This is a genomic window from Acinetobacter sp. LoGeW2-3 (genome assembly GCF_002688565.1).
Lineage (GTDB): Bacteria > Pseudomonadota > Gammaproteobacteria > Pseudomonadales > Moraxellaceae > Acinetobacter.
In genome coordinates this window covers 2,843,279-2,854,585 of the sequence record NZ_CP024011.1, presented here as the reverse complement: position 1 = coordinate 2,854,585, position 11,307 = coordinate 2,843,279, and the positions used below count along the sequence as shown (strand labels likewise).

The 11,307-nt window shown below is 42.9% G+C and carries 9 protein-coding genes; 6 read left to right on the top strand and 3 right to left on the bottom strand.

The annotated features are described in order from the left end of the window. The 3 genes from BS636_RS13870 (at nucleotide 1) to BS636_RS13860 (ending at nucleotide 4,723) form a co-directional block, all read left to right on the top strand. The gene (locus tag BS636_RS13870; protein WP_099339313.1) at nucleotides 1-450 is read left to right on the top strand and encodes a GNAT family N-acetyltransferase; all 450 of its coding nucleotides are present in this window, start codon (nucleotides 1-3) and stop codon (nucleotides 448-450) included. A 165-nt stretch (nucleotides 451-615) separates the two neighbouring features. Beyond that, nucleotides 616-3,555 carry an insulinase family protein gene (locus tag BS636_RS13865; RefSeq protein WP_099339312.1) on the top strand — a complete coding sequence of 980 codons (2,940 nt, stop codon included), beginning with the start codon at nucleotides 616-618 and terminating at the stop codon, nucleotides 3,553-3,555. A gap of 19 nt (nucleotides 3,556-3,574) precedes the next feature. Then, nucleotides 3,575-4,723, top strand: a complete 1,149-nt coding sequence (locus BS636_RS13860) for a phospholipase A (protein ID WP_099339311.1) — start codon at nucleotides 3,575-3,577, stop codon at nucleotides 4,721-4,723. 59 nt (nucleotides 4,724-4,782) lie between these two features. Here the strand turns inward: BS636_RS13860 and BS636_RS13855 are convergent, their stop codons facing one another. From BS636_RS13855 to ilvA, 3 genes are all read right to left on the bottom strand, one after another. Beyond that, on the bottom strand, nucleotides 4,783-6,120 hold the full coding sequence (locus BS636_RS13855) for a TrkH family potassium uptake protein (protein WP_099339310.1): 1,338 nt from the start codon (nucleotides 6,118-6,120) through the stop codon (nucleotides 4,783-4,785). Continuing rightward, nucleotides 6,117-6,773 (bottom strand): potassium channel family protein, encoded by a 657-nt coding sequence (locus BS636_RS13850; protein WP_099339309.1) that lies wholly within the window; start codon nucleotides 6,771-6,773, stop codon nucleotides 6,117-6,119. The genes BS636_RS13855 and BS636_RS13850 overlap by 4 nt, the downstream gene beginning before the upstream one ends. 188 nt (nucleotides 6,774-6,961) lie before the next feature. Then, nucleotides 6,962-8,500, bottom strand: coding sequence for a threonine ammonia-lyase, biosynthetic (gene ilvA / locus BS636_RS13845; RefSeq protein ID WP_099339308.1), 1,539 nt, complete (start codon nucleotides 8,498-8,500; stop codon nucleotides 6,962-6,964). A 104-nt stretch (nucleotides 8,501-8,604) separates the two neighbouring features. Between ilvA and rpiA the strand changes: the two genes are divergently transcribed. The 3 genes from rpiA to BS636_RS13830 all read left to right on the top strand — a co-directional run bounded on the left by rpiA (nucleotide 8,605) and on the right by BS636_RS13830 (nucleotide 11,297). Continuing rightward, a complete protein-coding gene (rpiA, locus tag BS636_RS13840; protein ID WP_099339307.1) occupies nucleotides 8,605-9,276 on the top strand; it encodes a ribose-5-phosphate isomerase RpiA in 672 nt (223 codons plus the stop codon). Between the two features lie 133 nt (nucleotides 9,277-9,409). Further along, nucleotides 9,410-10,096 carry a SprT family zinc-dependent metalloprotease gene (locus BS636_RS13835; protein ID WP_099339306.1) on the top strand — a complete coding sequence of 229 codons (687 nt, stop codon included), beginning with the start codon at nucleotides 9,410-9,412 and terminating at the stop codon, nucleotides 10,094-10,096. A 259-nt stretch (nucleotides 10,097-10,355) separates the two neighbouring features. After that, a complete protein-coding gene (locus tag BS636_RS13830) occupies nucleotides 10,356-11,297 on the top strand; it encodes an aliphatic sulfonate ABC transporter substrate-binding protein (RefSeq protein ID WP_228206952.1) in 942 nt (313 codons plus the stop codon). Nucleotides 11,298-11,307: the final 10 nt, after the last annotated feature.

The following is an 11,307-nucleotide window of genomic DNA, read 5'->3' as shown; positions in this document are numbered from 1 at the left end:
ATGGATATTAAAATCGTAAAAGCCGAACAACTCCCAGATCAAATCGAAACTTTTGCTACTTTAGCAAAAAAGGAAGGCTATGATTTAATTGAGAAATTGGTTGAAGAATATCGCACAGGAAAAAACTCATTTAGTAATGACAATGAATATCTTGCTGTCGCTTATGATGGTGACAAGCTGATTGCTTGTGGTGGTTTGAACCAGCAATGGGGACCAGATGGTGTGGAAGAACGTATTGGCCGTGTACGTCGTTTCTATGTGCATCCAAAATATCGTCAGCATGGTGTCGGCAAACAATTACTGGCTTATCTGGAACAACTGGCACGTCCGCATTATTCTGCACTGTGTTTGCATACTGAAACCAAACTGGCAGCAAGCTTTTATCAGAAGCAGAACTATGTCTTTGTTGAAAACCACCCGAATTACAACTACTTTAAATATTTGATCTAGTCGATTTTTGATTTAAATAATGCGGTTCAAATACTTGGTGATTCATTTTCTGAATGACCAAGTTTACTTAATTCGATCAAAATGATCGGTTTTCAGCGTGAATAATAACAAAAACTAAAGCTATAATGCGATCAGTTGTTTTTTATCTAAAAATTAGGAGATCGCATGACTGTAGATGTCACTGAAACCATTTCACAAACTGTACATCCTGCGTTTCAGTTGGTACGTCAACACCATGTTGAAGCTTTAGACATTTTAGTGTCTGAATATAAGCATAAAGTGACCGGCGCCACTCATTATCACCTGGCGACTAATCACGATGAAAATGTCTTTTTAGTGGCTTTCCGTACGCAGCCAATGGACTCGAAAGGCGAAGCGCATATTCTTGAACATACGGCGCTTTGCGGTTCAGAAAAATTCCCGGTACGTGATCCATTCTTCCTGATGATTCGCCGTTCTCTGAACACCTTCATGAATGCTTTTACTGCGGCGGACTGGACGGCATACCCATTTGCAACCCAGAACGATAAAGACTTCCAGAACTTGTTGGAAGTGTATATGGACGCGGCATTTGCAGCGAACCTGAATCCGTTGGATTTTGCGCAGGAAGGCATTCGTATTGAACTGGAAAATGGTGAACCGGTTTATAAAGGTGTGGTATTCAATGAAATGAAAGGTGCGATGAGTTCACCTTCAGATCAGCTTTATCATACGTTAGCCTATTATCTGTTCCCAGACACCACCTATCACTACAATTCAGGTGGTGATCCTAAAGATATTCCTGATTTAACTTACCAAGAGTTAGTAGATTTCTATAAGTCACATTACCATCCAAGTAATGCAGTGTTTATGACTTTTGGTAACAAGTCAGCTTTTGAACTACAAGAACAGTTTGAAACGCTGGCATTGTCTAAATTTGAACAAGGTCAGACCTTATATTCAACGCCTGAAACCCGTTTGTCTGCGCCAGTATCGGTAACTGATACTTATGCCGTTGATGCAGATGATCTACGTGACAAAACTTATCATGTAATTTCATGGTTATTGCCTGAAGCAAGTGAAATCAAACTTCGTCTCGGCATGCGTCTGGTGGAAGGTATTCTGCTGGAAGATTCGGCATCACCACTGCGTCATTATCTTGAAACTTGTGGTTATGCAGATGCAACCGGTCCGTTTATGGGCGTGGATGACTCTAACTTTGAGATGACCTTCTACTGCGCAGTGCAAGGATCTAACCCAGAACATGCTGAAGAATTTAAAGATGGCGTGTTCAAAATTCTGGAAGATGTTGCGGCTAAACCAGTCGATCAGCAGGCAGTAGATGCGATTTTGCATCAGATCGAACTGCATCAACGTGAAATCAATGGTGATGGTACGCCTTATGGTCTAAGCCTGATTCTGAATGGTTTGGGTAGTGCGATTCATCATCGTGATCCGGTTGAAGTCTGGGATGTTGATTCTGCGATTGCTGCAGTTAAAGAAGAACTGAAAGATCCAATGTGGCTGTCTAATCTGATTAAAGAGCATCTGATTGATAACCCGCACCGTGTGCAATTGACCTTAGTTCCGGATGCGACTAAATCTGCCAAAGAAGCTGAAGCTGAAAAAGCACGTTTGGCTGAAATTGGCAAGACACTGACTGAAGAGCAGAAAGCTGAAATCATTGCGCAAACTGAAGCATTGAATATTCGTCAAGATACTCCAGATGATCTGAACTTATTGCCTAAAGTTGGTTTAGAAGATGTGCCTGCTGAAATGCAAATCGTACAAGGTCAGCTGCGTGAAGTGATCTCGAATGGTATCGATACACCATTAAACCTTTATTATGCCGGTACCAACGGTATTTATTACCAACAAGTGCTGGTACAGATTCCAGATGAAGTGGTGCAATCGCCATACTTCAACCTACTATCCATTCTGGTCGGTGAAGTCGGTGCAGGCGAGTACAACTATCTTGAATTCCAGCAAATCCAGACTGCTGTGAGTGGTGGTCTAGGTATGGGAGCGTCATTACGCTCGAAAGTGGATGACAAGAACAAGATTTCAGCCTGGTTGACATTAACCACCAAATCTCTAGTCAATAACCTGCAAGCGATTCAGTTGCTGAAAACTGGTTTTGAACAGCTTCGTTTTGATGAGAAAGGCCGCATTATTGAATTGCTACAACAGCGTAAAACGCGTTGGCATTCACGTGTTTCTGGTTCAGGTCATAGCTATGCGATGCAAATAGCTTCGCGTCAGCACAGTGCTTTAGCAACCCGTGATTATCATAATACTGGTCTAGGTGCTTTGAACTGGCTGATGAATCTGGTTTCAAAAATTGAAAAAGATGAAGCCGCTTATGATGCCATGATTGAAGAGCTGAAACACATTCATCGTATTTTACTGCAAGCACCAAAACAGTTCCTGCTGGTCTGCGAAGAACCGCAAGCGGATCATCTTGTTGAAGAGGTTCAGAATGTTTGGGACAAGGTTGCTGTAGACCGTAATCCGGTACAACTGACTCAAACTGAAAAAGTATTAAATGAAGCAGATGAAGCATGGCTGATTCAGGCCAATGTGCAGTTCTGTGCAGCAGCTTATCCAGCGGTAGAAGTGTCTCATCCTGATGCAGCACCGTTGATGGTCTTGGCAGGCTATTTGCGTAATGGTTACCTGCATAGTGCGATCCGTGAAAAAGGCGGTGCTTATGGCGGTGGTGCCAGCTATGACGGCAATGCATGTTCATTCCGTTTCTATAGCTACCGTGATCCACGTCTAGCAGAAACCTTCAAAGATTTTGACGCGAGCGTGCAATGGTTACTGAATGCAGAACAGCAGCCACATCAGTTAGAAGAAGCGATTTTGGGCTTAATCGCCAGCATGGATAAACCGGGTTCACCAGCAGGTGAAGCGATCACCGCTTGTTATGCTTATCTGCATCAGCGTACTCCAGCATTCCGTAAGCAATTACGTGAACGTTTGCTGAATGTGACACTGGATGACTTAAAGCGTGTTGCTCAGCAATATTTAGTCGAGCAACAGCCGTCTCGTGCAGTGGTTGCGCCAGTAGCAAAACGTGAAGCACTGGAACAGCTCGGATTTGTGATTCAACAAGTTCAGTAAAATAAAAAAGGAAAATTGAATGGCGCTTAATTCGTTTAGGCGCCCGACTTTGCAGCTGAGTATTTTGCTTGGCTGTATGGGTGGGGCGCAGGTGTATGCGGAAGAAAGTAAAACCACGATCCCCAGCAGTCCAATGCCGGCAACGGCAGAGGCCTGTGCAGCGGTAGAAACCAATGCAGAACGTCTGGCTTGTTATGATGCTTTGTTTAAAGTACCAGAAGCAGAAAGAGTGGTATTGGTCTCTGAACGTCGTGCAGCTGCTGACATTGCGCCTGAACCCGATAACCTGAAAGCCAAAATTGATAAAACCGTTTCTACGGTATCGGTGAGTGAAGGTTCTCCACTGAAACCGAATCTTTCGTTATTAGACAGCCGTTGGGAATTATCACCGGAAAGTAAACTTGGTACCTGGAATATCCGTTCCTATCAACCAGTATATGTATTGCCAGGCTTCTGGACTTCCAAGAAAAACGAGTTTCCACAAAGTGAAAACCCGGTCAATACAGTCGAAGAAGACCAGAACTTGAAGTCGATGGAATCCAAGTTTCAGCTGTCGCTAAAAACAAAAGCGGTTGAAAATATCCTTGGAGATAATGGCGATCTTTGGGTGGCTTATACTCAGTCTTCACGCTGGCAAGTGTATAACTCGGAAGAATCAAGACCATTCCGTGAAACCAACTACGAGCCAGAAGTGAGTTTGGTATTCCGTACCAATTATGACCTGTTCGGTCTGGACTGGCGTATGCTGGGTCTGACTCTAAACCATCAGTCCAATGGTCGTTCCGATCCGCTGTCACGTAGCTGGAACAGGGTCATGCTGAATCTGGGCTTTGAACGTAATAACTTCGCGTTAATGGTACGTCCGTGGTATCGCTTCGAAGAAGATTTACCGGATGATAATAATCCGGATATTGTCGACTATATCGGTCGTGGCGATATGACTGCATTCTACCGCTGGAAAGATCATGATTTTTCTCTGATGCTACGTCATACCTTAAAAGGCGGTGATGATAACCGTGGCGCTGCCCAGTTTGACTGGTCATTTCCAATCAGTGGCCGTTTGCGAGGACATTTTCAACTGTTTGATGGCTATGGTGAAAGCCTGATTGACTATAACCATAAGGCCACCTATGTCGGATTGGGTGTCTCATTGATGAACTGGTTTTAAAAGATTCCTCATCTATAAAAAATCCACGCTTAGACGTGGATTTTTTAAGTCTGAAAATTTTATCCAACCTGAATTTCAGAAGGCGGATGCTTAAGCCGGCTCTTTTTCGGTGTGGCAATAAAGTAAGCCAATGTTAGTGGGCCCAAACGGCCGGTAAACATAAGCAGCATCAGAATGAGCAAACTGGCTGGCTGTAACTCAGGGGTGACACCACGGGATAAGCCCACTGTACAGGCTGCAGAAACCGTTTCAAATAACAAATCCAGAAAATCCTGATTCGGTTCCAGAATCAACAGGCTCATAAAACCGCCAGCGATCAGCAGCGCCGTAATACATACCACTGCCAAGGCCTTAAAGGTGGTTTTTTCAGAAATTGAATGTCGGAACAGGCGGATTTCATCTTCACGCCGTAAGAAGCTAATCACGCTGATCACGACAATAATAAACGTTCCAACCTTGATGCCACCTGCAGTACTTAAAGAGCCACCACCAATAAACATCAGGAACATGGTCACAAGGGTTGAGGCATTGGTCATCTGATCTAATGGCAGACTATAAAATCCGGAAGAACGCGGCACGGTAGCATGGAACCATGCATTGACTGCCTGATCACCGACACTCATCAATGCCAGCGTTTGTGGATTAGATGCTTCCAGAATCCAGATCAGGATAAAAGCAGATAGATTCAGTCCTGCAATGGTAGTCAAAATTAGTTTGCTATTGGTACTCAGCTTGCTCCAACGCTTATGCTGACGTACATCCATCAATACCAGGAAACCAATCCCGCCAATGATATATAGCATACTGATGGTAAAGGTAATGAAATACTGGTCTGCAAAGCTCATCAGGCTGTTTGGGAACAGGGAAAAGCCCCCATTATTAAAAGCGGAAACACTATAAAATAAGGCATTGAAGAAAGCCTGACTAAAGTTATAGTCCTGCAACCAGGCGATAGTCAAAATCACCGTGCCAATCGCTTCAAAAAATAGCGAATAAAGAAATACATTTTTAATGGTAAAACTGATTTTCTTCAGGCTAGTCTGTCCGATAGATTCCTGTGCCATGACCTGTTGCCGTAATCCCATCTTAGGTGCTAGGCTCATAGCAGCTAGAATAGCAAAAGTCATAAAACCTAAACCGCCGCATTGTAGGAGCAGCATAATTACAATCTTACCAAAGACCGTATAAGCCTCACCGACATTGACCACTGATAAACCAGTAATCGTCACTGCAGAAGTGGCAGTAAAAATCGCCTGGAACCAAGTCACTTCACCATGATGAGAGATCGGCAGAATTAACAAGATTGATCCAACCAGAATCAATGCTAAAAATCCCAGTGCGATGATGCTGGGTGGACTGAGATTAATGGTCCGGTTTTTATGAGAAGTTATTTTCATAGATTTTTAAAATGCCTGGACAGACGGCGCAAAGGTTCCAGCAAACCTTCCACAAGCAAAATATCACCCTCTTTAAGAATCAGATGTGGGTCAATGATATATTGCACATCAGGGCCACGCTTATGCAGAATGGTTTTAATTTCTGGAACATGATCCATGAGTTGATTGAGTTTTACACCACTTTGCTCGGCATGAATCTCAATCTTGACCAGATAACGCTCATCCTCAAGCGCCATATAGCGACTCACCATCGGATAACTTAAGGATTGCGCGATCCGCACGCCCATATCTTCTTCTGGATGAATAATCTTATCGACCCCAAGATGGGTCAGGATCATATGATGGGCTTTGGACTTGGATTTGGCCCAAATCTTTTTCACCCCCATATTTTTAAGATGTAGCACGCAGAGAATACTGGCTTCAATATCTTCACCAATGGCAACTACAACCGCTTCACAGTTCTGAACATTGAGCTCATCCAGCACATGCTCGTCAGTAGCATCCGCGATCACGGCATGGGTGAGTTCATCCGAAATGTTTCCAACATATTTCTTATTCAGGTCGATACCAATCACTTCATGTTTAAGTGACATCAGTTGTGTGGCAACAGTTGCCCCAAAACTTCCTAAACCGATCACAGCAAACAGTGCCATGTATTTTTCCTAAAGTTGCTGCGCTTTTATACACGCATTCTATTGATTCGTTTGCTTATCTTAGTGCTTTATTGAACTTTCAGCTATTTGTGTTACATAAATAATATCTAAGACCTTGGTCCTTATTTACTTATATAAAAAAACCGCCTCGAAAGACGGTTTTTATTACTCAGAAATAAAATCTAAACTTATTTCAGGAAGCGTTGATAACCTAAGTTGTTGGTAATCTCATCATACGGATAAGTAATACTTTCCAACGTCTCGATCAAACCATCTGGGTTTTGCTGTGCATCTTCTGCTTCCAAACCAACCAATACACGACCTTCAGCTGCGCCGTGGTTACGGTAGTGGAATAGGGTGATGTTATGGGTTGGACCTAGACGCTCAAGGAAAGTCAGCAATGCACCTGGACGTTCCGGGAATTCCACACGGAACAAACGTTCATTTTCGATATCGGCATGACCACCAATCAGATAACGAATGTGCAGTTTAGCCACTTCATCATCAGACAGATCGTCAACGTCATATTGGAATTTCAGGTTTTCATAAATTTCCTGACGTTCTTTTTCACCATTTTTCAGGCTGATGCCAACAAAAACTTGTGCAGCAGTGGCATCGCTAGCACGGTAGTTGAACTCGGTAATGTTACGACCTTGCAGGGCACGACAGAACTTGAGGAAAGCACCTTTCTGTTCAGGGATAGTTACGGCAAAGATCGCTTCTTTACGTTCGCCTAACTCTGTACGTTCCGCGATATAGCGTAAACGGTCAAAGTTCATGTTGGCACCGCAGACAATTGATACGATGTTTTTGCCTTGAATGCCGTGTTCAGCCACGTATTTTTTAATACCTGCCAACGCCATTGCACCCGATGGTTCTACAATGCTACGACATTCGTCATAGGTATCTTTAATTGCTGCGCAAACTTCATCGGTATTGACCAGTACAACTTCAGGTTCAACAATAGGACCTGAATTATCTGATTTTTGCAGACGGATCACATCAAATGGTTTTGCGCCAATTTGCGCAACCGCAGTACCGTCAGCAAATAAACCGACAGATGGAAGAATCACACGTTCATTGGCTTCTAGGGCTGCTTTTAGGCACGCGGATTCGTCATATTCCACAGGAATGACTTTGACATGCGGTGCTACATCACCTAAATATGCTGCAACGCCAGCAATCAGGCCGCCACCACCAACTGCAACAAACACATATTCCACATCACGCCATTGGCGTAAAATCTCGTTAGCAATCGTGCCTTGACCCGCCATGACTAATTCATCGTCATAAGGCGGAATAAAGGTCATGCCATCTTCTTGGGCGCGCTGAATCGCATATTTATTGGCTACGTCAAATGAATCGCCATGCAAAACCACTTCACCGCCGAGACGTTTTACCGCCTGCACCTTGATGTCTGGAGTTGTTTTTGGCATCACAATAATCGCGCGAATTCCCAGCTTTTTCCCTGACAACGCTACGCCTTGTGCATGGTTGCCTGCTGAAGCTGTGATAACGCCACGTTCGAGTTGTGATTTCGGTAATTGACTAATACGGTTATAGGCACCGCGTAGTTTGAATGAAAAAACCGGTTGTAAATCTTCACGTTTAAAGCGAATGTTATTATTTAAGCGCTCGCTAATTCGTGGCGCTGCTTCGAGTGGGGTTTCGATTGCAACATCGTAGACCGTTGCTTGTAAAATTTGTCGAACCAAACGAGACAGCATGTTAATTTTCCATCTAACAGTTTAAAATAAGCTCTTATTGTAACAAACCACGCGGCTTTGCGGTTTAAAAATACTGCGAAAGTCCAAAATAGTTGAGTGATGTCATGAGTCTATATGCAACCCAAGATGAGAAAAAGCAAGCTGCAGCCAAAGCAGCGTTAAAGCACTTACCAAAAGGGGGCATTTTAGGCGTCGGTACTGGTAGTACTGTAAACTTTTTAATTGAACTTTTACCTGAACTTCAATTGGAAGCAGCGGTTGCAAGTTCGGAAGCGACTGCACAACGCCTTAAAAAATTAGGCATTGAAGTTGTTGATATGAACAGTGTAGGCGGTTTAGATGCCTATGTAGATGGTGCAGATGAAATTGACCGTCATATGCACATGATTAAAGGTGGCGGTGCTGCGCTGACACGTGAAAAAATCGTTGCGTCTATTGCGAAAAAATTCGTGTGTATCGTGGATGATTCTAAATGGGTGGATCAATTAGGTCGTGATTTCCCGCTTCCTGTAGAAGTCATTCCAATGGCGCGTTCAGCAGTAGCCCGTAAAATCGTTGCACTGGGTGGTGATCCTGCCTACCGTGAAGGTGTAGTGACTGATAACGGTAATGTGATCCTAGATGTTCATAACCTGAATATCCTGAATGCGCTTGAGCTAGAAAAGACCATTAACGATATTCCAGGTGTGGTATGTAATGGTATTTTCGCAATCAACAAAGCAGATATTGCGATTGTTGCGACCAATAATGGTATTGAAGAGCGTACTGCTGTTTAATTTTAACTCATTGAAGAGCTAATCTCCCCAACCCCCTCTTTTAAAAAGAGGGGCTTTAAAAGCATTATAAAAGTGCTTTTCTCCCTCCTTTGAAAAAGGAGGGTTGGGGAGGATTCATAAAAATAGTATAAAAATGACCCTAAACGACCTACCTGAAATTCAAATCACCCGAAACATTCGATCGACACGTCTAAGGCTTCGTGTGGATGGCACACAAATTCGTCTTACCGCACCGGTGTTCTGTACCAAAAAGCAAATCCAGAATTTTATTACCGACTCCGAAAGCTGGTTACTGAAAACCTGGCAAGCACAGCAGGATCGGGTGCAAAGTATAGATCGCAGTTTACCTACCACTTTGCAACTGTTTAATCTGGATCAGCCACTTTCAGTGCAATATCAGGCACAGAAACATAACTTTATTTTAGATACAGAAAACAGTGTGCTTTATATCAGTGATCGAAATCCTGAAAATTATTTAAAAGCCTTTATTATTTCTTATGCCAAAGAACAGTTGCCTATATATCTAGAAAAAGTGAGTCAAGAAACAGGATTAGCATTTCAAGCCTGTAAGATCCGTCAGCCGAAAACACGGTGGGGCAGTTGTTCTGCTAAACATGACATTATGCTAAACAGCGGCATCGTCCTGTTTCCAGAACATATTGTGCGTTACTTGTGTGTGCATGAATTGGCGCATACCCGACATTTTGACCATAGCCCGCGTTTCTGGGCTGAAGTGGCAAAGCATGATCCAGTTTATTCCAGTCATCGCAAAATTTTGAAAAATACGCTAATGCCATGGTGGTGGACCAGTCATATATAATATAAGAATCATTTAATATATAATTCCTTAAAAATAATATTTAAATCATAAATTTATATAAAAATAGGTTTGAATAATTTCTGCTGCACTTATGAAAATTGATTATTTTTAATTAGCAACCTGCTTATCTAGAATGCGGAAAAATTAGTCGTTTCTTAGCTGCTTTAAGCATAAAGCAAAGAAGCATATTTTCCAGCATATGGGGTAGATGAGGATGGTTCAATCCAGGTTATTATTTATTTTCTCGCTAATCTTTAGTGTGTTCTTGACTGCATGTAATAAGACAGAAGCACCAAAAGAAAAAGTCGAAGAAGCTGCTTATAAGGCAGATACAGTTCGTATTGGTTACCAGCGTTCTTCTACACTTATGACTTTGTTGAAAGAAACCGGTGAGCTAGAAAAGAAATTGGCTGAAAAAAATGTCAAAGTCAGCTGGCATGAATTTACCAGTGGTCAACCTTTAGCTGAAGCATTAAACGTAGGTAGTGTCGATGTGACTGCAGATGTGGCGGATACGGTTCCGGTATTTGCGCAAGCGGCTAAAGCAAATCTAACTTACTATGCCAAAGAAACGGCTTCTCCGAATGCACAGGCGATTCTGATTCCACAAAATTCGACTATAAAATCAGTGGCTGATCTGAAAGGCAAAAAAATTGCGGTAACTAAAGCGGCAGGCAGCCATTACCTGTTGATCGCAGCTTTAAATCAGGCCGGTCTAAGCTTTAAAGATATTACACCAGCCTGGTTAAGTCCGGCAGATGGCCGTGCAGCATTTGAGCATGGTGGCGTGGATGCTTGGGTGACTTGGGAACCGTATGTATCCAGTGGTACTGTGGTTCAGCATGCCAAAGTGCTGGCATCTGGTGAGGGTCTGGCAAGTTATACACGTTACTACTTAACGGGTCATAAATTTGCTCAGGAAAATCCTGCAATCTTGAATGATGTGATTGATACCTTAAAAGAGAAAGCAGCTTGGGTAAAAACCAATCCAGATGAAGCGGCAAAAATCCTGGCACCATTATGGGGTAACTTACCGCAGGAAGTGGTATTGGAAGCCAATGCGAATCGAAGCTACAACGTGCAATCCGTATCTATTGATGATATGCCTGAACAACAAAAGATTTCAGATGCATTCTTCAATGAAAAGCTGATTCCAAATACGATTGATGCCAAAACATCAGATATCTATAACGCTCAATGATCCTAAAAGC

Bases quoted from the DNA above. Each gene is read 5' to 3' on its own strand.
- BS636_RS13870 (WP_099339313.1), top strand. From the start codon at position 1: ATGGATATTAAAATCGTAAAAGCCGAACAACTCCCAGATCAAATCGAA.
- BS636_RS13865 (WP_099339312.1), top strand. From the start codon at position 616: ATGACTGTAGATGTCACTGAAACCATTTCACAAACTGTACATCCTGCG.
- BS636_RS13860 (WP_099339311.1), top strand. From the start codon at position 3,575: ATGGCGCTTAATTCGTTTAGGCGCCCGACTTTGCAGCTGAGTATTTTG.
- BS636_RS13855 (WP_099339310.1), bottom strand. From the start codon at position 6,120: ATGAAAATAACTTCTCATAAAAACCGGACCATTAATCTCAGTCCACCC.
- BS636_RS13850 (WP_099339309.1), bottom strand. From the start codon at position 6,773: ATGGCACTGTTTGCTGTGATCGGTTTAGGAAGTTTTGGGGCAACTGTT.
- ilvA (WP_099339308.1), bottom strand. From the start codon at position 8,500: ATGCTGTCTCGTTTGGTTCGACAAATTTTACAAGCAACGGTCTACGAT.
- rpiA (WP_099339307.1), top strand. From the start codon at position 8,605: ATGAGTCTATATGCAACCCAAGATGAGAAAAAGCAAGCTGCAGCCAAA.
- BS636_RS13835 (WP_099339306.1), top strand. From the start codon at position 9,410: ATGACCCTAAACGACCTACCTGAAATTCAAATCACCCGAAACATTCGA.